Annotated in this window: 22 protein-coding genes; 18 read left to right on the top strand and 4 right to left on the bottom strand. The window is 37.0% G+C overall.

The genetic code is table 11. The annotated features are described in order from the left end of the window. Positions 1–162 precede the first annotated feature (162 nt). Positions 163–363, bottom strand: coding sequence for a cold-shock protein (locus BJ095_RS07600; RefSeq protein ID WP_107934419.1), 201 nt, complete (start codon positions 361–363; stop codon positions 163–165). A 185-nt stretch (positions 364–548) separates the two neighbouring features. Between BJ095_RS07600 and BJ095_RS07595 the strand changes: the two genes are divergently transcribed. The 6 genes from BJ095_RS07595 to BJ095_RS07570 all read left to right on the top strand — a co-directional run bounded on the left by BJ095_RS07595 (position 549) and on the right by BJ095_RS07570 (position 7058). Further along, positions 549–2222 (top strand): formate--tetrahydrofolate ligase, encoded by a 1674-nt coding sequence (locus BJ095_RS07595; RefSeq protein WP_107934421.1) that lies wholly within the window; start codon positions 549–551, stop codon positions 2220–2222. Between the two features lie 188 nt (positions 2223–2410). Further along, entirely contained in the window at positions 2411–4138 is a 1728-nt protein-coding gene (locus tag BJ095_RS07590) for an ABC transporter ATP-binding protein (RefSeq protein WP_107934423.1), read from the top strand. A gap of 174 nt (positions 4139–4312) precedes the next feature. Then, positions 4313–4684, top strand: coding sequence for a GntR family transcriptional regulator (locus tag BJ095_RS07585; protein WP_107934425.1), 372 nt, complete (start codon positions 4313–4315; stop codon positions 4682–4684). After that, on the top strand, positions 4681–5553 hold the full coding sequence (locus BJ095_RS07580) for an ATP-binding cassette domain-containing protein (protein ID WP_107934426.1): 873 nt from the start codon (positions 4681–4683) through the stop codon (positions 5551–5553). Before BJ095_RS07585 ends, BJ095_RS07580 begins: the two co-directional genes overlap by 4 nt. 1 nt (position 5554) lies before the next feature. Continuing rightward, positions 5555–6334 carry a hypothetical protein gene (locus BJ095_RS07575; protein ID WP_107934428.1) on the top strand — a complete coding sequence of 260 codons (780 nt, stop codon included), beginning with the start codon at positions 5555–5557 and terminating at the stop codon, positions 6332–6334. Between the two features lie 139 nt (positions 6335–6473). After that, on the top strand, positions 6474–7058 hold the full coding sequence (locus tag BJ095_RS07570; RefSeq protein WP_107934430.1) for a hypothetical protein: 585 nt from the start codon (positions 6474–6476) through the stop codon (positions 7056–7058). A 115-nt stretch (positions 7059–7173) separates the two neighbouring features. Here BJ095_RS07570 and BJ095_RS07565 read toward each other — a convergent pair whose 3' ends face one another. Continuing rightward, the gene (locus tag BJ095_RS07565; RefSeq protein ID WP_181417990.1) at positions 7174–8877 is read right to left on the bottom strand and encodes a methyl-accepting chemotaxis protein; all 1704 of its coding nucleotides are present in this window, start codon (positions 8875–8877) and stop codon (positions 7174–7176) included. A 451-nt stretch (positions 8878–9328) separates the two neighbouring features. Between BJ095_RS07565 and BJ095_RS07560 the strand changes: the two genes are divergently transcribed. The 6 genes from BJ095_RS07560 to rbsB are packed head-to-tail and all read left to right on the top strand — an operon-like array spanning position 9329 to position 14956. Beyond that, on the top strand, positions 9329–10315 hold the full coding sequence (locus BJ095_RS07560) for a LacI family DNA-binding transcriptional regulator (RefSeq protein WP_107934434.1): 987 nt from the start codon (positions 9329–9331) through the stop codon (positions 10313–10315). Beyond that, the gene (gene rbsK / locus BJ095_RS07555; protein WP_107934435.1) at positions 10312–11190 is read left to right on the top strand and encodes a ribokinase; all 879 of its coding nucleotides are present in this window, start codon (positions 10312–10314) and stop codon (positions 11188–11190) included. Before BJ095_RS07560 ends, rbsK begins: the two co-directional genes overlap by 4 nt. Continuing rightward, positions 11187–11576 carry a D-ribose pyranase gene (rbsD, locus tag BJ095_RS07550; protein ID WP_107934437.1) on the top strand — a complete coding sequence of 130 codons (390 nt, stop codon included), beginning with the start codon at positions 11187–11189 and terminating at the stop codon, positions 11574–11576. Before rbsK ends, rbsD begins: the two co-directional genes overlap by 4 nt. 25 nt (positions 11577–11601) lie before the next feature. Beyond that, positions 11602–13092, top strand: coding sequence for a sugar ABC transporter ATP-binding protein (locus BJ095_RS07545; protein ID WP_107934439.1), 1491 nt, complete (start codon positions 11602–11604; stop codon positions 13090–13092). Beyond that, positions 13085–14026, top strand: a complete 942-nt coding sequence (gene rbsC, locus BJ095_RS07540; protein ID WP_235867605.1) for a ribose ABC transporter permease — start codon at positions 13085–13087, stop codon at positions 14024–14026. Before BJ095_RS07545 ends, rbsC begins: the two co-directional genes overlap by 8 nt. Positions 14027–14038: 12 nt before the next feature. Next, positions 14039–14956 carry a ribose ABC transporter substrate-binding protein RbsB gene (rbsB, locus tag BJ095_RS07535; RefSeq protein ID WP_107934443.1) on the top strand — a complete coding sequence of 306 codons (918 nt, stop codon included), beginning with the start codon at positions 14039–14041 and terminating at the stop codon, positions 14954–14956. 123 nt (positions 14957–15079) lie between these two features. Here the strand turns inward: rbsB and BJ095_RS07530 are convergent, their stop codons facing one another. After that, complete coding sequence (locus BJ095_RS07530) at positions 15080–15502, bottom strand: DoxX family protein (RefSeq protein ID WP_107934445.1); 423 nt, start codon at positions 15500–15502, stop codon at positions 15080–15082. A gap of 239 nt (positions 15503–15741) precedes the next feature. On the opposite strand from BJ095_RS07530, the gene BJ095_RS07525 reads away from it, so the two are divergent. Continuing rightward, entirely contained in the window at positions 15742–16371 is a 630-nt protein-coding gene (locus tag BJ095_RS07525) for an HD domain-containing protein (RefSeq protein ID WP_107934447.1), read from the top strand. A gap of 158 nt (positions 16372–16529) precedes the next feature. On the opposite strand, the gene BJ095_RS07520 is transcribed toward BJ095_RS07525, so the two are convergent. Then, positions 16530–17840, bottom strand: coding sequence for a helix-turn-helix domain-containing protein (locus tag BJ095_RS07520; protein WP_107934449.1), 1311 nt, complete (start codon positions 17838–17840; stop codon positions 16530–16532). A 108-nt stretch (positions 17841–17948) separates the two neighbouring features. Here BJ095_RS07520 and BJ095_RS07515 point away from each other — a divergent pair, with 108 nt between their 5' ends. The 5 genes from BJ095_RS07515 to BJ095_RS07495 all read left to right on the top strand — a co-directional run bounded on the left by BJ095_RS07515 (position 17949) and on the right by BJ095_RS07495 (position 26087). Beyond that, entirely contained in the window at positions 17949–19481 is a 1533-nt protein-coding gene (locus tag BJ095_RS07515; RefSeq protein ID WP_107934451.1) for an AbgT family transporter, read from the top strand. A 12-nt stretch (positions 19482–19493) separates the two neighbouring features. Beyond that, on the top strand, positions 19494–20804 hold the full coding sequence (locus BJ095_RS07510) for an amidohydrolase (RefSeq protein WP_107934453.1): 1311 nt from the start codon (positions 19494–19496) through the stop codon (positions 20802–20804). Then, positions 20797–22236 carry a M20 family metallopeptidase gene (locus BJ095_RS07505; protein ID WP_107934455.1) on the top strand — a complete coding sequence of 480 codons (1440 nt, stop codon included), beginning with the start codon at positions 20797–20799 and terminating at the stop codon, positions 22234–22236. Before BJ095_RS07510 ends, BJ095_RS07505 begins: the two co-directional genes overlap by 8 nt. A 174-nt stretch (positions 22237–22410) precedes the next feature. Next, positions 22411–23979 carry an S-layer homology domain-containing protein gene (locus BJ095_RS07500; RefSeq protein WP_107934457.1) on the top strand — a complete coding sequence of 523 codons (1569 nt, stop codon included), beginning with the start codon at positions 22411–22413 and terminating at the stop codon, positions 23977–23979. Between the two features lie 221 nt (positions 23980–24200). Beyond that, positions 24201–26087 carry an ABC-F family ATP-binding cassette domain-containing protein gene (locus tag BJ095_RS07495; protein WP_107934459.1) on the top strand — a complete coding sequence of 629 codons (1887 nt, stop codon included), beginning with the start codon at positions 24201–24203 and terminating at the stop codon, positions 26085–26087. Positions 26088–26089: the final 2 nt, after the last annotated feature.

Below are 26089 nucleotides of genomic sequence, written 5' to 3'. Positions count from 1 at the left end.
TGTTTATGTACATGCTATTGCCAAGCCCTCATTTACCAGCAATTTTTACAGCATAAATATAAAAATGAAGTATCGGCTTTTCGATACTTCATTGCTGTCATTATTATTACGAAAATTTAAATAAAAAAACCAGTCTTACTTGCTTGTCTGACTGGCACCAACTTATAGTTTAACAACATTTGACGCTTGGGGACCGCGATTACCTTCGACAATATCAAATGATACATCTTGTCCCTCATCTAACGTACGAAATCCTTCTTCTTGTATGCCAGTGAAGTGAACGAAAACATCTTCACCGTCGTTGCATTCAATAAAACCATAGCCCTTTTCATTATTGAACCATTTCACTTTTCCTTGGTGCATAGAGGCGTTCTCCTCCTATATCGTTAGTATGGCATTTATTAATATGGAGCTATTACGAATTAAAATATACATGATTGTAATAATAGTGTCAACATTTTGACATTTCTGCAAGTATAACAGCCCTTTTTGTTTGTCATAAAAAGTTTATAATAAATTTAGACGTAGAGAGAAAGTAGGCAGCGAATATGACAACGACTAAAAAATTAACGGATTTACAAATTGCGAGTCAAGCAGAGATGAAGCTAATTACGGAAATTGCAGAGTCTGCTCAAATTCCACTTGATGCAATTGAACAATATGGCAGATATAAAGCCAAAATTGATACAACTAAAATTTCCGGAAGTGCATTAGGAAAAGTCGTGCTTGTTACAGCTACAAGTCCCACTCCAGCAGGTGAAGGAAAGTCAACTATTACAGTTGGGTTGTCTGATGCGTTAAAGCAACTCGACCAGAAAGTAATTGTGGCATTACGTGAGCCTTCATTAGGACCGGTAATGGGCGTTAAGGGCGGTGCAACAGGTGGAGGGTATTCACAGGTAGTCCCTATGGAGGAAATAAACCTGCATTTTACTGGTGATTTACATGCAATTACTTCTGCAAATAATGCACTAGCAGCTCTTATCGACAATCATATACATCAGGGCAATGAGCTCCAAATTGACCCAAGAAGAATTATATGGAAACGCGTATTAGATATAAACGACCGTTCTCTTCGTAACATTGTAGTAGGGTTAGGTGGACCTATGCAGGGGGTACCAAGAGAAGATGGATTTGATATTACAGTAGCCTCTGAAATTATGGCAATTTTCTGTTTAGCGACAAGCCTTGAAAACCTGAAAGAACGTCTTGCAAATATCGTAATTGGTTACACCTACATGAAGGAGCCTGTATTTGTTCGTGATTTAAAGGTTGAAGGAGCTCTAACTTTATTGCTAAAGGATGCTTTTAAACCAAATTTAGTACAAACAATAGAAGGTACACCAGCTCTTATTCATGGAGGACCATTTGCTAACATAGCTCATGGCTGTAACTCTATTATTGCAACACAAACTGCACGAAACCTAGCTGATATCGTTGTTACTGAAGCTGGTTTTGGGGCGGATTTAGGTGCAGAGAAATTTATGAATATTAAGGCACGTCAGGGTGGTTTTGCACCGGATGCTGTAGTTGTTGTTACAACGATTCGTGCGCTAAAAATGCACGGTGGCGTAACAAAGACTAATTTATCCGAAGAAAACGTTGAGGCTTTAATAAATGGAATTCCGAATCTAGAAAAACATATTCAGACGATACGTGAATTTGGAATCGAACCTGTCGTTGCATTGAACCGTTTTGTTACGGATTCAGAAGCAGAGCTGATTACTATTTTAAACTGGGCTCATGCAAATAATGTAAGAATTTCACGTACAAATGTATGGGAGGAAGGCGGTAAAGGAGGGCTTGAGCTTGCTCAACAGGTGCTTGAGATACTCGAGGAGCCGCAAAACTTCGCGCCATTATATAAGACGACTGACTCTATTGAAGAAAAAATTAATGCAGTTGTTCAAAGGGTCTATGGTGGTGAAGGAGTACAATTTACAGATCAAGCGAAAAAACAGATGGCTCAAATCGAGCAATTCGATTGGGATGATTTACCGATTTGTATGGCTAAAACCCAATATTCATTATCAGACAATCCAAAGCAGTTAGGTCGCCCGCAAGGATTTACAATCATTGTACGAGAAGTGATTCCTAAATTAGGTGCAGGCTTCCTTGTTTGTTTGACTGGTGACATTATGACAATGCCAGGCTTACCAAAGGAACCAGCAGCTCTACGTATGGACGTAACAGAAGATGGACAAGCACTCGGATTATTCTAAATAGAATCTAAAAAACTTTAGAACTCCCTCTTAAGATACTAAAAGTTAAGAGGGAGTTCGTTTTATTATTATAAGAGAAAATTTTAGTGGAGTAATTCTGATAAGAAATACCTATTTATGTTGTATGATAGAAATGAAAGTTTTTCCTGTATAAAGATACCAAAATATAAATTTAGGAGCATTAAAAAATGGACAAACAAAATAATAGTCTTAAACCATTTTTATCTTTGATATTTTCTATCGGCATTCCTAAAGTTGCACTTACTTTTGGGTTAATATTTAGCCTCATTACAACAATTGTCGGTCTAACTATTCCTATATTGACAAGAGATTTTGTCGATGGATTTTCGCTTTCAACTGTTAGCACTACATTAATCATTCTTATCGTAGGAGTCTTCATCTTACAGGCTGTCATCGATGGTGTTTCTACATATTTACTAGCCTTTGTAGGACAAAAGGTAGTAGCTAATATGCGTGAAAAAATGTGGCTTAAAATGATTAGATTGCCAGTTTCGTATTTTGATACTCAGCAAAGTGGAGAATCGGTTAGCCGCGTTGTCAATGATACAGGAATTGTGAAAGATTTAATCTCACAGCATTTCCCGCAATTTATCTCAGGGCTAATTTCAATTATTGGGGCAGTCATTATCTTATTTATCATGGATTGGAAAATGACTTTAATCATGCTTATATCTGTGCCGGTTACTGTAGTTATTATGGTTCCACTTGGCTCAAAAATGGCGAAAATTTCAAAAGGTTTGCAGGATGAAACAGCTACATTTTCGGGTAATATTCAACAAACAATTAGTGAAATTAGACTGATGAAATCATCTAATGCAGAAAAGTTTGAAGAACAAAAAGGGAAGACGGGCATCAGCTCGCTCTTAAAGTTTGGTCTTAAGGAAGCGAAGATTTTTGCTTTAATCGGACCCTTTATGTATACAGTAGTCATGTTTGTAATTGTAATGATCATTGGCTATGGCGGTATACGTGTAGCAGAAGGTACGATGTCCACTGGATCCCTTGTTGCCTTCCTATTATATCTGTTCCAAATTATTTTCCCAATAACATCCTTTGCAATGTTCTTTACACAGCTCCAAAAAGCGAAAGGGGCAACAGAGCGAATTATTAATATTTTAGAAATGCCTCTAGAGGATGGGCAAGAGGGAATCGAAAAGGATATTAAAAACGAAATAATTCGGGTTATGAATGTATCTTATGCCTACAACGAAGACGAACCTGTTATTAAAAATGTATCCTTTGAAGCTAAACCAGGTGAGATGATAGCCTTTGCAGGTCCTAGTGGAGGAGGGAAAACTACCTTATTTGCTATGCTTGAACGTTATTATATTCCATCAGAGGGAGTTATAAAGGTTGGGGATACACCTATCAATGAAATTTCCTTATCTTCATGGAGAAGTCAAATTGGTTATGTATCACAGGAAAGTGCCATGATGTCTGGAACGATTCGCGACAATCTGTGCTATGGCTTAAGTGAAGAGATTTCTGATGAACGCCTATGGGAAGTTGCCAAAATGGCATATGCAGATGAATTTATTCGCTCCTTCGCGAACGATCTTGATACTGAAGTGGGGGAACGCGGTGTTAAGCTCTCAGGCGGTCAAAAGCAAAGAATTGCTATAGCACGTGCCTTCTTACGGGATCCTAAAATTCTTCTAATGGATGAAGCAACTGCAAGTCTGGACAGTCAATCAGAAAGTGTTGTCCAGCAAGCACTATCTCGGTTAATGGAGGGACGCACAACATTTGTCATTGCCCACAGACTTTCTACAATTGTGGATGCGGACAAAATCATCTTTATAGAAAAAGGACAAATTACTGGAATGGGAACTCATGCTGAATTAACGGAATCCCACGATTTATATCGAAAATATGCTGAACAGCAATTAACTTAACATAAAATTTAAATGCCTTAAAAGGCTGCATTGCAGCTTTTTAGGGCATTTTTTTATACAAATTCTTGGTCATTAATTGACGAGTACAGCATATGCTGTTATGGTTATATACATAAGTGTATAACCGTTTAACTATAAAACCATGAAAGTACAAATCGAAAAGTGGTGATACGATTGAGTAATTTGTTTGAGCAGGATAAACCGATTTATCTTCAAATTCGCGAAAGAATTGAAGATCAAATTGTAGACAATCAGTTAAAAGAAGGGGAGCAAGCACCCTCAACAACACAGCTTGTGAATTTTTATAAAATCAATCATGCAACCGTTTCAAAAGGCGTCAATCAATTGGTAGAAGAAGGAATCCTTTTTAAGAGAAGAGGAATTGGAATGTTTGTGGCAGAAGGGGCAAGAGAGAGGCTAATTCAAAATCGAAAAGATACTTTTCTGGAAAACTTCGTAGTGGGACTTGTACAGGAAGCGAATAAGTTGGGGATTACCGACCAAGAGCTATTTGAACTAATCAAAAAATGTAAAGGAAGTGTATAACGTTGCGTATAGAAGTGAATAACGTGTCCGTTAAATTTAAAAACCGATATGCCTTAAAGGATATTACTTTTACTATAAATGAAAACAAAATCTATGGATTATTAGGGAGAAACGGTGCAGGGAAAACAACCTTATTATCTCTATTGGCCTCATTCCGTGAGCCCTCTAGTGGTTCTATTTCCATTGAGGGAGAAGATCCCTTTGAAAATGCAAAGCTGATGCAGCATGTCAACTTTGTGTTCAACAAGGATTATAAGGATGAAACAGATAACCTTAAAAATACTTTGGAAAATGTGAACAGATATCGTCCGTATTTTGATTTCGATTATGCCAACCATCTAATCCAAAGATTCAAACTACCGATGGATAAACCATTAAAGCAATTTTCAAAAGGAATGCAGTCCGCAGTAAGTGTAACGATTGGCTTGGCGAGCCGCGCACCAATTACTATTTTCGATGAGGCCTATAATGGGATGGATGCACCTACAAGAGAAATTTTTTATCAAGAGCTACTAGAAGACCAGTCTGAACATCCCCGTATTATTATTATGTCAACTCACCTTGTATCCGAAATGGATTATTTGTTTGATGAAGTATTGATTGTAAATATAGGTGAGCTTGTTCTTCAAGAAGAATACGAATCACTTGTTACCAAAGGGGCATCTATTACGGGTCCAGCAGAGGATGTAGATTCATTTGTACAATCGATGAACCAGCTCAATACAAAACAATTAGGAAATACAAAATCAGTCATGATATATGGGGAACTAAGCGATGCTGAGCGAAAAGCTGCACAGGCTAAAGGGCTTGAAGTTGGTCCCATTTCTTTACAAGAATTGTTCATCCATTTAACAGAGGGGGAGGAATAAAATGAAGCAACCAAGAAATTATCCAAAAGTTGCAAGTGATATGTTTTTTTTACAAGGGACATGGGCGTCAGGTTTTTTAGGCGTCATGCTAATTGTTCAAATTATAAAGATGATAACGTCCTATTTCAATGGGAATGAGGTTAACACTTTTTTTACAGCTACTTTTATAGCATCTAATATCTTCATGCTTGTTATTGGAATCATTTCAGCTGTTGGATTTATACCACATTATGTGAGCAATGGTATAACAAGAAAGGATTATTTCAAAGGTACAATTATTGGAACAATCGGGCTTGCCCTGGTTTTACCAATAATAAGCGCAGTTATTACAGGAGCTATACAATTGGTCATTAATTTGTTCAATTTACTTATTAATCTAGAGTCTTTTGAAAATCCACTTCATGAGGCAGATAATCATATTGTAGCGGATATAATTACTTCTGTTATCTTTACACCATATATTGAGCTGAGCTCGAACTGGATAGCTGCAATTTTAGTTTTTGCTATAAATATCTTTACTTATTACGTTGTTGGTTGGTTAATTGGTGCTGCATTTAGTCGATTCGGTGTGATTGTAGGGTTATTATTCATTATTCTTGGATTTATTGTAGTTCAAGTAGAAGATATTTTACTATCCATAAGCCTAGGCTTGAATGTTCCAGGTTTTGTCGACGAAATTGAAATCCCGATTGTCATTTCAATTGTAGCGATTCTGCTAATACTTTCTATCTGTTTATGGCTCATCCGTCAGTTGACAAAAAGAATGATTGTCAAATTCTAAAATTATATCTATCTAACAAATAATAAGCATATTTTATTTAAAACTATCCAATTGGGTAGTTTCTTTTTTTATAATTACCCAATTTCAAATGTAACTTTATTTCCATTTTTTAGTCGAATAAATAAAGGAGGATTACATCATGAAAATAAAATTGTTAATAGCTTTTCTTTTAATATTTCCTTTTGTAGTGAATCTTTCTACGACTTCCAGCTTTGCATGCTCTTGTAGTCAACCAGGAAGTGCAGAGGAAGAAATGAATAGAAGTGACTTTGTATTTTCGGGTAAGGTTTTAGATATCAAGGATAACAATAAGAGTCTATTTTTGCAGTCTTCAGCGGATTTACTAGAAATACGCTTTGAGGTTTCGAATACTTGGAAGGGTTTAAGTGAAACAGAAGCTCTAATTTTTACCGAGCGTGAATCGGCAAGCTGTGGATTTAATTTTACGATAGATGAAGAATTTTTAGTTTATGGCAATAATGAGGGTGGAAAAAAGAGAGCTAGTCTTTGTTCGAAGACGACTTTATTGAGTGAAGCAGCTGATTTGAATTCATTAGGGGAGGGACAAAAGCCTTCTGTAGAAGTCGGTAAGGGGGAGGAGATAAAAGGCGGAAATGCCCTTCGTGATCAGTCAATGACGATACCCATTTCAATTTTTGCGATTGTAGTAGTTCTTATTATTCTAGTAAGTTATATGCTAGTTAAAAAGAGTTCTAGTAAATAATACAAAACAAGAAAGCAATAAAATAAACCTGTAGAATCGGCACTATAAAAGTGTTTCATCTACAGGTTTTTTAAGAGGGGACTAATTTTTGTTTACATAATAATATACCTTGAAACTAAATTTTAAATTGCTTTACAAGGTCATTTAGCTGTTCAGCATTAGCTGCTAGCTCATCAGCATTAGAAGAGACTTGCTCCATAGAGGAGGCGACTTCTTCAACCGTGGCAGCTGCTTCTTCAGAGCTTGCAGCAGATTGCTCGGAAACACTAGCAATTGTTTCAATTGACGTATCAATACTTTGTGTTTGTTGTGATATATTTGTCAGGTTTAAGGCTACCGTTTGAATATTTGATACCATATCAGTAATCGCCAGCGATATTTTTTCAAAGGTTTCCTTTGATAGATTAGTTTGTTCAGAGCCTTTTATAACCTCGTTATAACCAGCCATTAAAGAGGTTGTAACTTCATTTGTTTCTTTTTGGATACTCGTTACAATAGTTGAGATATTTGAAACACTTAAAGAAACTTGCTCAGCCAATTTTCTCACCTCGTCAGCCACTACTGCAAAGCTTTTCCCATGCTCGCCGGCTCTTGCAGCTTCAATCGCAGCATTTAAAGCCAATAAATTAGTCTGATCAGCAATATCAGTAATTACTTTTACAAGATTTGTAATTTGCTTTGATTGATTATTTAAGTTTTCTACTTTTGTTACGGCTGTTTTAACGATAGCATTAATTCTTTCAATTTGAGTGGTTGTATCAGTCATAAGCTGACGACCATTTTCCGTCATATCTCTTACAACCTCAGAATGCTGATAAACCTGTTGACTATTATTATTTGCTTCTTCAATTTGACCAGAGAAGGCTGTCATAGTACTTCTAAGCTCCATCGTACTCGACGCTTGTTCTTCTGTGCCTTCAGCAATTTGACTAACAGTAACGGCTGTTTGATGAGTTCCTTCAGTAACCTCAGCCGCTGATAATTTTAAACTCATACTACTATTCTCAACATTCGAAGAAACCTGCTGTATTTGACCAATGATCGCTTTTAACTGATCTGTCATATTATTTGTTGATTCAGCAAGTTTTCCAAATTCGTCCTTAGTTTTTATCGGCAAGGGTTCGACATCCAATTGCCCACCTGAAATTCTATGCATTTGCTTCATTAATCGTACAACTGGTTTTGAGACCAGTGAGGAAAGAACGACTTGTGTGATAATGGCAACGACGATAATTATTACTGACATAATTATAAGTAATAATTTTGCATTTTCTGTATCCTCAATCATCATATGTCCAATTTCGATAATCTGATTTTCTGTTTGTTGTGCGACTGCTTCAAATTGTGAGCGAATACTTTCAACATCTGAATCTCTCATTGTTATATTGAATCTAGCGTCTTCAATATTTCCCGCATCATACTCTGCAAAGACGCGTTCTTCGATAAATTTGCTCCAGTTTGCTGCAGTAAAGTTAGCATTTTGTAGCAAACCGAAATGTCCACTTTTCTCAATAATTGCCATGCTTTCATCGGCCTGTTTACTGTATTCGTAATACATGTCCTTATAGGCTTCATCACCCTTTAAAACGTAGGCTCTGGCTGCAGATGCACGAACATTTATAGATTCAGCAAGTGCATTTTCGGCATTTAATATAACCAGCTTTTCTTCAATAATCTCTTTAGATGAGTTCATCAAGGAGGTATTAATTATGTAAGATAAAACACCATAAATTGCTGTAAAGGAAACAATTATAGCAAAGCTTACTAATATTTTTTTGCGAATTGAATCTAATTTGAATAGTTTGAAAATTTTCTTCACATTAACATCTCCTTTCATTCCTAAAAATCCAAAAAATAATAGATTATCACTACTTTGTAACTATGATTATAGCACAGCAGTATGGCATAATGTCTATCACTTTAGCACTACTTTCGATTAAAAATAGAAAGATATGCTAATCTATCAATATTTTTATATGGAATTTGTGAATTTATATCGAAATTGCAATTTAAGTATAGCTTAATTAAATAAAATGTGACATACTATAAAAAGTTTTGAAAGCTATTGTTTGTTTAAGTAAAACATAATTGAGTAATTTCATAGCTTTTGGGTAAATAAGAAGTAGAAACGCAAATAGTAGGTATTAATAAGTTATTTATAATATAAATTACGAGAAATGTGGAACCGATTACATATAGCGTTTTTTATTTTTTAAGCAATGTGTAACCGATACCACAATGACTAATTATTTTTTGAAAGTGAGAAATCGATGGCTACAATTAGTGATGTTGCAAAATTAGCTAAAGTATCTGTTGCTACAGTATCTAGATTTCTAAATGATAGCGGGTATGTAGGAACGAAATCACGAGAATCAATTGAGAATGCTATAAAAGAATTAAATTATGTTCCGAGTGAGGTAGCGCGCTCCCTTTCAACAAAACAGTCGGATATTATTGGTCTAATTATTCCTGATATTAAAAACCCATTCTTTCCTGAATTAGCAAGAGCAGTGGAGGACACAGCCTTTGAATACGGATATACCGTTATTCTTTGTAATTCAGATGAAAATGCAATGAAAGAAAAACATTATTTAGAAAAGCTCACAAAAAAGTATGTAGCGGGAATTATTTTAACCTCCATTATTGAACAAGAAAATCATTGGCAAAATGTAAAATTACCGATTGTTGCATTGGATAGACCAATCGATTCGAAAGTCGCAACAGTGACAACGAACAATCAGAAGGGTGCAGAACTTGCAACAAGTTATTTGCTGGAATGTGGAGCAAAAAATCTACTATGTATAAGTGGACCTAAAAACATGACATCCTCTCAAACGAGAATTGAAGGCTTCAAAGCAGCTCTCCACCGAAATGGAGTAGATGCCCACATTATAGAAAGTCCATATGATTTTGAAATAGCTGAAAAGATATTATATGACTACTTAAAGGCGAATCCTTCTATAGATGGGATATTTGCTTGTAGTGATGCTTCTGCAATAGGTGCATTAAAAGCAGCCCATCGTTTAAAACTTCGTATTCCAGAGGACATACAAATAGTAGGGTTTGATGGAATACAAGTCGGTAATGTAGTGACGCCAAGTTTGACGACCGTTGCACAAAACATTTATTTATTAGGGCAGACGGCAGCAGAGCTACTGATTAAACAAATTGAAGGTCAAAAATTAGCCCAAGAATCTATTTGTATTGATCCTGAGCTCATAATAAGAGAAACGACAAGAAAGGAAAGAAGTGAATGATTACTGTAATTGGCAGTATTAACATGGATATAGCGATTCGCACAGATGTTTTTCCAAAGCAAGGGGAAACAGTACTAGGCAACCTATTTACTACGATTCCAGGAGGTAAAGGGGCAAATCAGGCAGTAGCAGCAGCAAGGCTTGGCAGTCAGGTTCAAATGGTTGGTGCAGTCGGCCAAGATGCCTTTGGAAATGAGTTATATTTTAATTTGAAAAATGAAAATATCAATGTAGGTGGCATTGAGAAAACAAACAATTCTACAGGGATAGCTAATATTCTATTACACGATAATGATAATCGAATTATTGTGGTACCAGGTGCAAACTTCGATTTAGATCAACAAATGATTGAACGCCATATGGACTTAATCAAGCAAAGTAGCTTAGTAATACTCCAACTAGAAATACCCGTCGAAACGATCGATTTTGTTTTGGATGTTTGTGTAAAATTATCGATTCCTGTTTTATTAAACCCAGCTCCAGCAGCAAATTATAAGCCTGAGTGGATTGAAAAAGTGACATACTTAACGCCTAATGAAACGGAATGTGAACAAATCTTTGGCACAGATTATGAGACGGTATTAAAACAATATCCAAATAAGCTTATTGTAACACTTGGTGGTGAAGGGGCAGCTTACTTTGATGGTACAAAACTAGTAAATGTTCCTGGCTATAAGACAAAAGCATTGGATACAACAGGTGCTGGTGATACGTTTAACGGTGCTTTTGCTCATGCAATTACTGCTGGTAAAACAATTGAAGCAGCTGTTCAATTTGCGAATATCGCAGCCTCTCTATCAGTAGAGAAATTTGGTGCTCAAGGTGGCATGCCACAAATTGAAAAAGTGAATGAACGCTTGGAGGGCTTGAAATGAAAAAGCATGGTATTTTAAATCGGGAATTAGCAGGACGTTTTGCGAAATTAGGTCATACTGATCGAATTGTCATTGCAGATTGTGGTCTACCAATCCCAGATGGAATTCCATGTATTGACCTTGCATATAAGCTAGGTGAACCATCATTTATATCCATTCTAGAGGTAGTTTTAGAGGATTTAGTTGTAGAGGCAGCTGTAATAGCTGAAGAAATAGAAACAAAGAATGATCAGGTTGCCTATAAATTAAAAGAGAGCTTACCAAATATCAAGTATGTCACTCATGAAGAATTTAAAGAGCTTACAAAGCAAACAAAGCTTATTATCCGTACTGGTGAAACTACACCATATGCAAACGTGATTTTACAAAGTGGTGTCATTTTTTAGAAACTATAAAAGTAGGTGAAGTTGCATGATTCAAATGTCAGGCATATCTAAAGCATTTAATGGAAACGTCGTACTAGAAAATGTTCAGTTTGAATTAGCAAAGGGTGAAATCCATGCGCTAATGGGCGAAAATGGTGCAGGTAAATCTACAATGATGAAAATTCTAAGCGGTATTTATACTAAGGATGCTGGAGAAATCATGGTAGATGGAGAAACAGTTCAATTTAAATCACCAAAGGATGCAGAAAAGCTCGGTATTGTTGTTATCCATCAGGAGCTAAATATGCTACCAGATTTAACAGTTGCACAAAATTTATTTCTTGGCAAAGAACTTACATATGGCAAGACAGGGATATTAAAAACGCGTCAAATGGAAAAGGAAGCAATAAAGCTTCTATCGAAATTAGGTCTTACTATTAATCCACGAACGCGTACGGGTGACCTATCAGTTGGTAAACAGCAAATTATCGAGATTGCTAAAGCTATAGCAAGTGATGCGAAATATATCGTAATGGATGAACCGACAGCCGCTTTAACGGATCGAGAAATCGAAACGTTATTTAAAACAGTAAATGAGCTAAAAGCAAAGGGGATTTCCTTTGTTTATATCTCACATAGAATGGAAGAAATCTTTGCAATTTGTGACCGCATTACAATTTTAAGAGATGGTCAATATGTGGGCGTACGTAATATTCCTGAAACGAATTTTGATGAAATCGTAGCGATGATGGTTGGACGTGAGCTAGGGGAACGCTTCCCAGAAAGAAACTGTAAAATTGGCGAGACGAAATTAGAAGTTAGGAACCTGACAGTGAACGGTTTGTTCCAAGACATCTCTTTTAAGCTGAAAAAAGGAGAGGTTCTTGGTGTAGCTGGTTTAATGGGTTCAGGACGAACTGAGGTTGCTCAAACAATTTTTGGCTATCGAAAGCTAAGCAATGGTGAGATTTTCATAGATGGCAAGAAGATTAACGTTAAGTCACCAATTGATGCTATGAAGCACGGAATCGGCTTTGTCACAGAAGATCGTAAAACTGAAGGGTTGGTTCTTGATTTCTCTATTAAAGATAATATTTCACTTGCCAACCTTGAAAAATGTTCGTCTTCTGGAATTATGAAGAAGGAACACGAGAATTCGATGGTTGCAAAATATATTAAAGACCTAAAGATACGAACTTCTGGTCCGGAGCAAAGCGCAAAATCCTTAAGTGGTGGGAATCAACAAAAGGTAGTTATCGCCAAATGGCTTGGCACAGAACCGGAGATTTTGATCTTGGATGAACCAACTCGTGGAGTGGATATCGGCGCTAAGAAAGAAATCTATCATATTATTAACCAATTAGCTGAATCGGGAGTGGCAATATTGATGATTTCTTCAGAGTTACCTGAAGTAATTGGCATGGCAGACCGTGTAATTGTTATGCAAGAAGGAAAATTAACAGGCGAAGTAAACAAAGAGCATATGACACAGGAAGTCATTATGCAATATGCAACAGGGGGAGAACAAGTTGTCTAATTATAAATCAAAGGAATTAGTCTCTAAGCTTGGACCACTATTCGGTTTAATTTTATTAATCATTATCGTATCCATATTAAATCCAAGTTTTTTATCAATCGCAAATATATTCAATGTCTTACGCCAGGTTTCCATTAGTGCAATTATTGCCTTTGGTATGACGTTTGTTATCTTAACAGGTGGAATTGATTTATCCGTCGGTTCAACACTAGCTTTAACTGGTGCTATTGCAGCAAGCTTACTTTCAAGTGGAATGGACCCATTCTTAACAATAGGGATTTCATTAATCATCGGTTTAATTTTAGGTGCTATTAATGGTGTAATTATTACAAAAGGTAAGGTAGCTCCATTTATTGCTACACTTGCAACAATGACAATTTATCGAGGTTTGACTTTAGTGTTTACCGACGGTCGACCAATTTCTGATCTTGGGAATCATTACTCATTCCAATTATTTGGTAAGGGTTACTTCCTTGGGTTCCCAGTACCAGTTGTGACAATGGTCATTGCGTTTATCGTTTTGTATTTCATCCTACAAAAAACAACATTTGGTCGCCGTGTTTACGCGGTCGGTGGAAATGAAGAAGCAGCAAAGCTTTCAGGCATTAATACAGATCGAGTTAAGATTGCTGTTTATGCAATTACAGGGTTACTAGCTTCTCTTGCAGCCTTAATCTTAACTTCTCGACTAAATTCAGCTCAACCTACAGCAGGACAGTCTTATGAATTAGACGCTATTGCTGCTGTTGTGTTAGGTGGTACTAGCTTGAATGGTGGTAAGGGTTGGATTATTGGAACATTAATCGGTGCGTTAATCATTGGTGTTTTAAATAACGGAATGAACTTAATAGGAGTTTCTTCATTCTGGCAACAGGTTGTAAAAGGGATTGTTATTTTAATCGCTGTCTTGATGGATCGCAAAAAAACTGCTTAAGGAGTACAAAATATGAAAAAGCTTACGATATTATTTGTTGCACTTGTCGCGTTAGTCCTTTCCGCATGTTCTATGGAATCTCCATTTTTAGAAAATGCAAAGGATGATGCTGCAAATGAAAAAGTGTCATTTAAAATTGGTTTTTCGATTTCTACATTAAACAATCCATTCTTTGTAACATTAAGTGAGGGCGCAAAAACGAATGCACAGGAGCAAGGTGTAGGGATTTCAATCGTAGATGCCCAGGATGATGCATCAAAACAAGCCTCTGACATAGAGGATTTAATCCAACAGGGTGTCGATTTGATTCTTATAAATCCTGTAGACTCTTCAGCAGTTGGTTCTGCCGTTGAGGCGGCAAACTCAGCTGGGATCCCTGTAATTACAGTTGACCGTTCTGCTGAAAGTGGTGAAGTAGTCTCACATATTGCTTCAGATAATGTAGCAGGTGGCGTTTTAGCTGGAGAATATCTACTTGAATTAGTAGGTGAAGGTGCTAAAGTGGCAATGCTAGAAGGGGTTGCAGGCTCTTCAGCAGCACGTGATCGTGGGGAAGGCTTCTTGACGGCAGTCGATGGCAAAGTGGAAATCGTTTCAAGCTTAACAGCAAACTTTGACCGAGGAGAAGGCTTAACAGTAATGGAAAATATGCTTCAGGCCAATCCACAAATTCAAGGTGTATTTGCACAAAATGACGAGATGGCGTTAGGTGCGTTAGAAGCAATTGAAGCTAGCGGTAAGAATATCAAGGTCATTGGTTTTGATGCAACCGACGATGCTCTAGCTAAGGTAGAAGAAGGCAAACTAGCGGCAACAGTTGCTCAAAAGCCAGATGAAATCGGGAAAGCAGCAATCGATACAGCTGTTGCCTATTTAAATGGTGAAACAGTAGAGGAATTTGTTCCTGTTGAATTAGAGCTAGTTAAATAATAAAAGAACTGCAGTTTAATTGTTCCATACAATTAGAGCTGCAGTTTTTTGTTTGTTATATTTGGTTGCGAGGTCGCATTCTTTATGTCGGTACAATTCGGACGGCTAATTCTCCAATTTATATTAGCCGCGGAATTGAATTTTCCCTTTCGAGCTCTTTTCACTTGCATTAAATAGCTGATCCAGTGACATCATATTACTTCCAGCAAATAGTAAGTAAAGTGCCATTGCAATTAATGCGACATTAAACTCATAGCCATTTAAAAAGCCATCTTCAAAGTGAACAAATACAATTGCCCCCGCCATGACAGAAATTAATAGGAAGGAAACAAATCGAACCGAAAAGCCGATTATCAAAAAGAAGCCCCCGAGCACTTCTATGCCGGCTACCCCAAATCCTACGATTTCTGCGTAGGGTATTCCATATTCATGAAATCTAGTAATGGTTTCAGAGATACCCTCCTTAAATTTCACAATGCCGTGGAGTAAAAAAATCCCACCTAAAACAAGCCTCAGCACAAATCCACCAACTTCATTCTTATACATACATAATCTCCCCTTTAAAACTCCTTTTTACTATCATATTGTGGCTCGTCCCAATATAATACTCGTTCAGATGAAATAGTTTTGGAAAGTGAAATGGCGAGTCGTAAGTGAGTGTAGTGTAAAGTTGTGAAAGTCGCAAGTAAGTGTAGTGAAGTCGCAAGTAAATGTACAAAACTCGCAAGCAAACCCAAAACTCGCAACTTCAATTCAATCTATTTATAATAGAAGAAATAGGAGTGATGAATATGATTAATCAACTTAAAGAAGCAGTACAGAAAATCTATGATCAGTTTGATGCGAGTCATGATTTTCAGCATATTGAAAGGGTTCTTCAAAATGCAGAGAGTATTTTAGAAACAGAGCCAAAAGCAGATCCGGAAATTGTTCGAATTGCGGTACTTTTACATGATGTAAGCGATAAAAAATATACTGATTCTAAAGAAAATGAAGAAACGCTACTTAACTCGTTAAACCTTTCAGCTAATCAAAAGCAGCATATCAAGGAGATTATTGAAAGTGTGTCGTTCAACGGGGGAAATGAAGTTGCAGCTAAATCGATTGAAGCGAAAATTGTTCGTGATGCCGATCGTTTGGATGCCATCGGTGCGGTAGGTATCGCTCGTACATTTGCTTATGGTGGGGCTAAGGGTCGTAAGCTCTATGATGATAATGAGGAAGTAAGATTTGAAATGTCTGAAGATGACTACCGTTCGAAAAGTACAGCTTCTGTGACGCATTTCTATGAAAAGCTTCTATTATTAAAGAATTTAATGACAACTGAAAAAGGGAAGGAAATGGCTGAAAAACGTCACACATTCATGGTAGGATTTTTAGAGCAGCTGAAGGCTGAAAGAGAAGGCAGAGCATAGAATAACAAAATATAAAAGTTTTCTTACAAAAGAACACATTAACAAAGTACGTTTTACATAATAATAAAAAACCCTAAACAGAAAGCGAAAAACTTCTTTGTTTAGGGTTTATTGTTTTACGGAGTTAGCAAATCGATGTTACCTAGCACTTACTAATGTTAGAGTTCTAATTTGTAGGATTTACTTGGACGACCTTTAGCTTTTGTCACTTTGTTTAAAAGGGAGGAGGCATAATTAAATTCTTCTAGCCGTTTTAGTATTCTGCTTGCTGTACGTACAGATATCGATAGGTGAATACTTAGCTCCTCGGCGGTTAATGTATCCTTTTTTAGTTTGTATATTAACCCATAAATCTTCTGTAAATGAAGCAAGGAAATATTCGTTTCATTAGCAATGGTTATCAGCTTATCATTTTGAAATTCTTTTACCGATATAGAAGAATTACCATCCAATGGCCCAATTAAGTGATTTTCCTTTGTTAAAATATAGGATTCTGTTAAAGAGCCTGTACAGTAGGCTGCGGCCTTCTCTGCCTGGAACCTAGCCTCTTGTAATGTTTTTCCGATACCCCATCCAATTTTCACCTTAAAAGAAAGCTCATCTCTTAAAAACTCAACTAAAGAACATTTTTCTTGGTTATTTGTAATCATCAGAAAATCACTATAATTCGTTATTAGCTCGTAGTGAATAGCACTTCTATATGTTATTAACGATGTCCCTAGCTTTCGGTTAAAATCTAAAATTGATTTATAAAGGGCAATTTGTCGATATTCAATTTCAGCTGGATCATTTTGAGACATCGAAAATTCAAGATAACCAGCAACAGCCTGGCTATTTAATAGGTTAGCCACTTCAATCTCCTTCATTACCTCTAAAATGGTAATCTCCATGCTGTCTACAGTAGGGGTTACTAGTATAGGCTGAATAGTTTCATCTTCAAAATACGTATACAAATTGGTTAAACGAGTAAGTGAGAACCGAATTTTTTGTTCCTTCCATAGCTTTGCATGGGCATTATAGACAACGTCATAAGCATTTGGTAACCCAAAAACTTCAATGCTCTCACTTAGAAGATGGGGAAAATCCTCTGGTAAAAGCAGTTCTTCCAGGCTTAAATAGTTATTTTCTTTATAAAGAAAGTCAATCATACAATGCTTGAACGAGAAATCTGGGTGCTTATATTGTAGCTCTGCTATTTTATAGTAAAAATCTCGTTCGGTAATATCAAAAAAAGCACAAGGAATTGACGTGAAATATTCACTTAAATGTTTTTGAATATGTAGGTAAGGAATCTGTCCACTGAATATAACACCATCATAAGTTTTTATATTGTCTAGAAATAGTTTCTCTAAATGTCTTAGGTCCTCATAAATGAAGATTTGCAGATTAATATTATCAATTTTAATATTTTCACAGTTTTTTACCCATTGAAAAGATAGATTAGTTGAAAAGACGCAAATTTTATACATATAAAACCCTCCTTATTTACCATTGTGTAAATTTTCTTAATTTTTTAATATTTATTTTAAGACATTGTAATAAATTGTCCGAAAATAATAAAGGGGGAAATATAGATTATGAAAAATAATCCCGAAATTGAAGTTGAAAACAATGGAGCTTTCAACAAATTTCTAAATACCGTTGAAAAAATCGGTAATAAGCTGCCACATCCATTTATGCTCTTTTTGTATCTTACACTGATTTTGGTAGTAATTTCATTTATTTTAGGTACTATGCAAGCTTCTGTTATTCATCCTAATACAGGAGAAACAGTAACAGTTAATAATTTACTTTCAAAAGATGGTATTCGCTACATTTTGGCTAATACTTTGACAAACTTTACTGGCTTTGCACCATTAGGCTTAGTACTAACAATGATGCTAGGTATTGGCTTATCTGAAAAGGTAGGACTGTTTTCGGCTTTAATGACAAAGGCGATTGTTAAAACACCTAAACGAATCGTTACATTTATGGTCGTTTTCATTGGAATTTTAGGAAATATTGCTTCAGATGCAGCTTTTGTAGTTATTCCTCCTTTAGCAGCATTAGTATTTCTATCCTTGGGCAGACATCCTCTTGCCGGTTTAGCTGCTGGACTAGCTGGTGCTGGTATAGGCTTTACAGCTAATATTCTAGTAGCAGGTACAGATGCGTTATTATCTGGAATTACAACGGAAATTGCAAAAACAATTGATGAAACAATGATTGTGTCACCATTAGATAACTGGTTCTTTATGAGTGCTTCAACGTTTTTACTAGCATTTCTAGGAGCACTTGTTACCGACAAAATCGTAGAACCGCGATTAGGGCCATACAACGGTGAGAAGAAGGCAGATTTGCATGAATTATCACCTTTAGAGAACCGTGCTTTACGTAATACTGGTATTGCAACAATCCTCTTTGTCGGTGCGATACTTGTTCTAATGTTTATTCCAAATTCTCCTCTACTTAATGACGATGGGACAATTTTACGTTCACCATTTTTATCTGGTATAGTACCGATTCTATTTGCTTTCTTTTTGGTAGTAGGGATTACATATGGTGTTTCGGTTAAGAAAATTACTCAGGTAGCTGACGTTCCAAATATTATGGCTGAGGCTATTCGTGATTTATCGAGCTATATTGTATTGATCTTCATTATTGGTCAGTTTATCGGATATTTTAACTGGACAAATATTGCTACTTGGATGGCAGTACATTTAGCAGATATATTAACGGCTATTAAACTAACAAATGTCTTTGCGGTTGTTTTATTTGTATTGCTAGTAGCTATTTTAAGTTTATTTATAATCAGTGGATCTGCACTGTGGTCTCTTGTTGCACCTATTTTTGTACCGACATTTATGCTGCTAGGGTACCATCCGGCATTTATTCAATTAGCATATCGTGTTGGGGAATCTTCAACAAATATGGTTACGCCGTTAAATCAATATTTCGCCATCATCCTGGGCTTCATGCTTGTTTACAACAAAAAAGCAGGCATTGGGACACTGATGTCATTGATGATTCCATATACAATTGTATTCTTAATTTCTTGGATTCTATTAATGCTTGTGTTTGTACTATTTAATATTCCGATTGGTCCAGGTATTCACTACTTATTAAAATAGGAGATGTCTTAGATGAACTTTTTAACTGTAGAAAAGGATTATTTACAGGTTTTAAGAGAATGGAGAAGAGATTTTCATAAATTTCCAGAACCAGGCTGGCTTGAGTTTCGTACCTCTGCTATTATAGCTGAAAACCTTGAAGCTTGGGGTTATGAGGTATATGTAGGCAAAGAAATTGTGCATGGCGACTCAATGGGTGTTCCGGATAAAGTCTTAGCAGATGCTTTCTATAAAAAAGCAATTGAGAGTGATGTATCAAGCAAATGGTTAGAGAAAATGGAAGCAGGAAAAACAGGCGTAATTGCTGTTTTGGATACAGGTATTCAAGGACCAACCATTGCTTATCGAGTTGATATTGATGCACTACCAATACTAGAATCGTCCGAAGAAAAACATGTTCCTCAGCAATTAAATTTCCGTTCTCAAAATGATGGTTTTATGCATGCATGTGGTCATGATAGTCACGCTACGATCGGATTAGGGTTAGCACAGCAGCTCATGAAAGTAAAAGATAAGCTCTGTGGAAAGATTATAATCATCTTCCAGCCAGCAGAAGAAGGCGTAAGGGGAGGGAGTGCCATTGTTGCATCTCCTTTATTAGACAAGATAGATTACTTATGCGCCCTTCATATCGGTACTGGTATTCCAAAAGGAACCTTTGTCGCAGGGGTTGATGGATTCTTGGCCACAACTAAATTTGATGTAACGATTAAAGGGGTTGCCGCCCATTCTGGCATTAATGCTGAACAAGGAAAAAATGCGCTTTTAGCAAGTGCCCAAGCTGCTCTTGCCCTACACAGCTTACCTCCGCATAGTGAAGGAGTAGCCCGTGTAAATGTTGGAACATTAGAAGCCGGAAGTGGTCGTAATATCATTCCTTCATTGGCCAAAATGCAGCTGGAAATACGTGGTGAAACAACAGCTATCAACAGCTTCTATGAAGAGCGGGTTGAACAAATATTCAATGGGGTTGCAGCAATGTACGATGTCGAAGTTCAACTAGAAAAGGTTGGATATGCATTGAATATTCCATCAGATCAACAATTAGCGAAAATTCTAAAGGAAACAGCTATACAACAGCCTTCAGTAAAGGAAGTTATTGAATATAGAGACTTTAAAGCTGGCTCAGAGGATGCAACCTTCTTAATGCAAAAAGTACAAAAGCAGGGTGGTTTAGCCTGCTACTCTATTATTGGAACAAATTTAGCAGCAGGACATCATCACGAGGAGTTTGATATTGAAGAAGAGGATATGCTTTCAGCTCTAGAGATATGGGTGAATGTTCCCTTCAAGCTATATGAGGAGTTGAAAGTAAATGGCTAGTAAGTTAGAACAAATTGATAGTTTATATAAGCAGTATGAGGATGAGATTATTCATCTTGCTGATCGAATTTGGGATGTTCCTGAGACGAGATATCAAGAGGTTGAGTCAGCAAAAATTTTAAAGACGTATTTAGTGGCAAATGGATTTGAAATTGAAATGGGCATTGGTGGAATCGATACTGCCTTTGTTGCTAAATATGGTAGTACGGGTCCAATCATTGGAATTTTAGGAGAATTTGACGCTCTTCCTGGACTAAGTCAAAAAGCAGGTAGCGATGTTCGAGAAGCTCATGTTGAAGGTGGCAATGGTCATGGCTGTGGTCATAATCTATTAGGAACTGCAGGCATTGGGGCAGTTCGACTTCTAAAGGATTTAATAGATAAGGGTGAAGTAGAGGGAAGGATTCATTACTTTGGTTGCCCAGCTGAAGAGGGTGGATCAGGCAAAACATTCATGGTTCGAGAAGGTGTTTTTAATAATGTAGATGTTGCGTTAACCTGGCATCCCAATTCCTTCACAAGTGTGTTTAATTATTCTTCACTAGCAAATTATCAAGTTTATTTTGAATTTGAAGGTACTGCTTCCCATGCAGCTAATTCGCCTCATCTTGGAAGAAGTGCTTTGGACGCTGTGGAATTAATGAATGTTGGGGTCAATTACTTGCGAGAGCATATCTCAAGTAATGCGAGAGTGCATTATGCCGTAACGAATTCAGGTGGGATTTCACCGAATGTCGTGCAAGCAAATGCTGAGGTTTTATATCTAATTAGAGCTAATACGATTCAAGAGGTTGATGATATCTACAAACGTGTTCTGAAAATTGCAGAGGGCGCTGCATTAATGACAGAAACAAAAGTAAAAGTGAAATTTGACAAAGCCTGCTCCAACTATATTGCAAACGATACAATCAACAAAATTGTATATGATAAATTACAGTTAGTGGGACTACCAACGTATAGCGAGGAAGAGCTTGATTATGCAAAGAAAATGGCTAAAACCATTACGCCGTCTGAGCTTACAAGTGCGCTGCAGGAAATCAAATCGATCAATGAAGATAGCCATGTAGAGGATTTAATCGAAAAAGACTCTACCTTCTATCCCAAGGTAATACCTTATCAAAAATCAACTATCACAATGGCTGGATCAACAGATGTTGCTGATGTGAGCTGGGTTGTACCGACATCACAATTCTTTACTACATGCTTTGTGCTAGGAACACCTCTTCATACTTGGCAGCTTGTATCGCAAGGAAGAACTGGACTGGCTCATAAGGGAATGCTCTATGCTAGTAAAGTGCTTGCATTAACGGCTATCGAACTTTTAGATAATCCTGATTTAATTGTTCAGGCTAAAAATGAATTACGTGAGCAAACAAAGGGACAATACGTGAATCCTATACCTAAAGAGGTATTACCGAATATGTATGGCTGATTTATTGTACGCTATAAAATGGTTGAACGAGTATTTTACTCGCTTCAACCTTTTTTATTTCCTAAAGAGTTTCCATTTTTTCTCTTTTTGTTAAAAATACAACAATCATTATTTTTTAAGTAGTTAGTATACTACTTACTGTAAACAAAATGACAGTTAGGCAAGGAGAGTTAAATGAGAAAAACATCCTCAATAATTATTATCATGCTGTTAACTATCGGAATCATTCCTACTATTACAAATGCAGCTGTGAAATTTAGTGATGTTCCTATGTTTCACTCATATAAAAAACAAATTTCTTATTTAGTTGATAATGGATTTATTAGTGGCTATCCCAACGGCACCTTTATGCCAGAAAATAAACTGACACGAGCACATGCAGCTTTGATTATTGCAAACGTCATGGAGTTAGATAAGAATACTGATGTGCCGAATCCTCACTTTTCAGATGTACCAACCTCTCACCCTTACTATAAGCAAATAGCTAGTATTGCAAATGCCGGAATCATGAGTGGAAAGGGAAATAATAAATTTGACCCGAATGGCTTTGTGACAAGGACACAGATGGCTGTTATATTAACGAACGCGTACAAATTAACGGGTATTTCTGCTAAACAATTCAAGGATGTAGCAAGCGGTCATTGGGCTTACAAATACGTTCAAGCACTGGCCAATAATAATGTCACTTCCGGATATACAGACGGAACCTTTAAACCAAATGCCAATATAACGCGGTCTCATTTTGCTGTTTTCCTGTATAGTGCAATCGGAACGAAAGGCAACAGTATGGAGGTTCACTTTATTGATGTTGGTCAAGGGGATTCAATATTAATCGAGTCTCCAAATGGAAAAACTATGCTGATTGATGGTGGGACGAAAGCCGCTGGTAATGCTGTTGTTTTATTTTTGAAATCGCAAAAACTTCTGGATTTAGATTATGTTGTGGCAACTCATCCTGATGCAGACCATATTGGTGGATTGATTGATGTGTTTGCCTCATTTAATGTTAATAATTTTGTAAATAGTGGTAAGAACCATACTACTGTAACGTATGAAGAATTATTAACAGCAGCTAATAATGAGGGATCAGCTTATCTTGAACCGGTGAAAGGTCAAACAATCAATCTAGACCCTTCGCTAAAGGTAGAAGTGCTATATAGTAACCCAAATGCAATAGACAATAATGATGCATCGATTGTATTGAAGCTAACATATAATAAGGTTTCGTTTTTACTAACGGGAGATGCAGATACTGAAGTAGAATCTCAAATGGCAACACAATTTGACCTTTCTTCTACTATCCTAAAGGCGGGGCATCACGGTTCAAATACGAGCAGTGCTCTAAGCTTCCTGCAAGAAGTAAAGCCGGAAGCAACAATGTTAAGCTATGGAAAAGAGAACAGTTACGGTCATCCTCATGCAACGGTACTTAATAACCTGAGATCAGTTGGTTCTAGGGTTTATTCAACAGCTCAAGATGGAACAATCTCGGTTAAAACAAACGGTGAAACCTATAATGTTGATGCTAGTGAGTTTAAAGGTGCTAATACAAGTCAAACACCAACACCTAAGCCTCCAGTTGGAGATGCGAACTCTGGGACATATATAATACCGGGAGCACCAACAAGCTTTGATAACTGTACTACGCTTCGCCAATTTTATCCGAGTGGGGTCAAATCCACTCACCCGGCATATGCAAGCAGACATGATCGTGATAACGATGGTTGGGCATGCGAACAATAGATTGCGGGAAAGGACTATCCACTATCGGATAGTTCTTTTCTTGTGCTAATGTTTTACTTCGAACTTATCAAACCCAATCCGCTTTAATGCTTTATTTTTCATTATCCTTTATAATTAGAATTATATAAAACGCTTGGTATTGTTGATGTTGTGAAATGTAGGGTTTATCTTTGCAAGATACCAGATTTACAGCAGCTAAAAAAGGAAAGTGAAGGAACTTTATGAGTCATTTAATCGTATCAAATTTAACTAAAACCGTTGGCGATAAAACGCTATTTGAAAAAATTGAGTTTACTATTTATGAGGGTGAACGTGCTGGTTTAATCGGCATAAATGGAACAGGGAAATCGACATTGCTATCTATTTTAGCTGGTCTACAGGATGCAGATACAGTGGAAATGGATCATCCAAACAAATATCGTATATCCCATCTGCCCCAGGAACCTAAGTTCAACGAAGGAGAAACTGTTTTACAGGCAGTGTTCTCGGGAGATTCACCGATTCTTCAGCTAAACAGACAATACGAAGATACATTAACAGAGCTAGCAAGAAATCCTGAGTCAGAGGAATTGCAAAATAAATTATTCCGTCTGCAGCAGCAAATGGATAATGATAAGGCTTGGGATGTCAATGCTCTTGCAAAGCAAGCCCTGACAAAATTAGGAATAGATATGTTTGATCGCCAAGTGACAAGCCTATCAGGTGGCCAGCAAAAAAGAGTTGCACTAGCCAAGGTATTAATAGAACCTGCAGATCTTTACCTACTGGATGAACCTACGAACCACTTGGATGTGCAATCTACTGAATGGCTACAGGAAATGGTGATGCGCTTAAAAGGGGCAGTTATTTTCATTACCCATGATCGTTATTTCTTAGACGAGCTTTCAACACATATCTTTGAGCTTGCCGATCAAACGCTCTATCGTCATACAGGGAATTACGCAGATTATCTTGAGTCACGTGCAATGCGTGAAGAAATGAAAGCAGCTACGCAAGACAAATTGCGAAATCGTTATCGTTCTGAGCTGAAATGGATCCGTCGTGGTGCTAAAGCTCGTACAACAAAGCAAAAAGCTAGAATCGATCGCTTTGATGAGTTAGATTCCAAAATCGAGCGCGGCTCAAAAGATGCTAACCTAGAATTGTCTCTTGCCACATCAAGACTTGGGAAAAAGGTTATTGAAGGCGAACAACTGTCAAAAGCTTATAGCGAGCGTGTTATTCTAAAAGACTTTAACTTCTTATTACAGCAGGGCGACCGTATTGGAATAATTGGTGCCAATGGTTACGGTAAGTCTACATTATTAAACATACTTGCTGGGGAGCTGGAGCCAGATTCAGGCGAAGTGATTGTTGGTTCTACCGTAAAAAGAGCACATTTCAAGCAAGTGATTCCTGCGATGAATGAAAACGAACGTATCATTGAATATATCCGCGAGGCTTCAAATGACATAACAGATGCAGAAGGGGTTCGCTATTCTGCTGCACAGATGCTTGAGAGATTTTTATTCCCACTACATAGTCATGGTACACCGATTGGAAAATTATCCGGTGGGGAGCGAAAAAGACTTCACTTATTGCGTTTACTGATGGAGCAGCCAAACGTTTTATTATTGGATGAGCCAACAAATGATTTAGATATTGAAACATTAGGAGTACTGGAAGACTTTATAGAGCACTTCCCTGGTGTTATCCTGACCATTTCCCATGATCGTTTCTTCCTGGATCGAATCGCAAAAAAGCTATGGATATTAGATGGCCAAGGAAATGTGAATGAGAGCCTTGATGTATATAGCGATTATCTAGAGAAACAACAGCAGTCTCAAAAAGAGGAAGCAAAAGAAGTAAAAGTGGAGAAGCCAAAAGCACAAAAGGCTAAAACAGAAAAGAAAAAGCTTAGCTTTAAAGAGCAAAAGGAATGGGAAACAATTTCTGATACGATCGCCAAAGTGGAGGAGGAAATTGAAGCCACTGAGGCAGGGATAGCTACAGCAGGAGCAGACTATACAAAGCTTCAACAGTTAACTGAAAAACTAGATGAGCTAAACAAAAACTATGAAGAATTAATAGAAAGATGGACGTATTTAGACGACATCGTCAATGGATAGGA

This window comes from Ureibacillus chungkukjangi (genome assembly GCF_003217295.1).
GTDB lineage: Bacteria > Bacillota > Bacilli > Bacillales_A > Planococcaceae > Ureibacillus > Ureibacillus chungkukjangi.
This window is presented reverse-complemented; position numbering and strand designations above follow the sequence as displayed.

What these genes read in the sequence shown, in the direction of transcription:
- BJ095_RS07575 (WP_107934428.1), top strand. Translation starts at nt 5,555, where the DNA reads ATGAAGCAACCAAGAAATTATCCAAAAGTTGCAAGTGATATGTTTTTT.
- rbsD (WP_107934437.1), top strand. Translation starts at nt 11,187, where the DNA reads ATGAAAAAGCATGGTATTTTAAATCGGGAATTAGCAGGACGTTTTGCG.
- rbsK (WP_107934435.1), top strand. Translation starts at nt 10,312, where the DNA reads ATGATTACTGTAATTGGCAGTATTAACATGGATATAGCGATTCGCACA.
- BJ095_RS07495 (WP_107934459.1), top strand. Translation starts at nt 24,201, where the DNA reads ATGAGTCATTTAATCGTATCAAATTTAACTAAAACCGTTGGCGATAAA.
- BJ095_RS07530 (WP_107934445.1), bottom strand. Translation starts at nt 15,502, where the DNA reads ATGTATAAGAATGAAGTTGGTGGATTTGTGCTGAGGCTTGTTTTAGGT.
- BJ095_RS07545 (WP_107934439.1), top strand. Translation starts at nt 11,602, where the DNA reads ATGATTCAAATGTCAGGCATATCTAAAGCATTTAATGGAAACGTCGTA.
- BJ095_RS07510 (WP_107934453.1), top strand. Translation starts at nt 19,494, where the DNA reads ATGAACTTTTTAACTGTAGAAAAGGATTATTTACAGGTTTTAAGAGAA.
- BJ095_RS07600 (WP_107934419.1), bottom strand. Translation starts at nt 363, where the DNA reads ATGCACCAAGGAAAAGTGAAATGGTTCAATAATGAAAAGGGCTATGGT.
- BJ095_RS07590 (WP_107934423.1), top strand. Translation starts at nt 2,411, where the DNA reads ATGGACAAACAAAATAATAGTCTTAAACCATTTTTATCTTTGATATTT.
- BJ095_RS07500 (WP_107934457.1), top strand. Translation starts at nt 22,411, where the DNA reads ATGAGAAAAACATCCTCAATAATTATTATCATGCTGTTAACTATCGGA.
- BJ095_RS07525 (WP_107934447.1), top strand. Translation starts at nt 15,742, where the DNA reads ATGAATATGATTAATCAACTTAAAGAAGCAGTACAGAAAATCTATGAT.
- BJ095_RS07595 (WP_107934421.1), top strand. Translation starts at nt 549, where the DNA reads ATGACAACGACTAAAAAATTAACGGATTTACAAATTGCGAGTCAAGCA.
- BJ095_RS07505 (WP_107934455.1), top strand. Translation starts at nt 20,797, where the DNA reads ATGGCTAGTAAGTTAGAACAAATTGATAGTTTATATAAGCAGTATGAG.
- BJ095_RS07520 (WP_107934449.1), bottom strand. Translation starts at nt 17,840, where the DNA reads ATGTATAAAATTTGCGTCTTTTCAACTAATCTATCTTTTCAATGGGTA.
- BJ095_RS07560 (WP_107934434.1), top strand. Translation starts at nt 9,329, where the DNA reads ATGGCTACAATTAGTGATGTTGCAAAATTAGCTAAAGTATCTGTTGCT.
- rbsB (WP_107934443.1), top strand. Translation starts at nt 14,039, where the DNA reads ATGAAAAAGCTTACGATATTATTTGTTGCACTTGTCGCGTTAGTCCTT.
- BJ095_RS07570 (WP_107934430.1), top strand. Translation starts at nt 6,474, where the DNA reads ATGAAAATAAAATTGTTAATAGCTTTTCTTTTAATATTTCCTTTTGTA.
- BJ095_RS07515 (WP_107934451.1), top strand. Translation starts at nt 17,949, where the DNA reads ATGAAAAATAATCCCGAAATTGAAGTTGAAAACAATGGAGCTTTCAAC.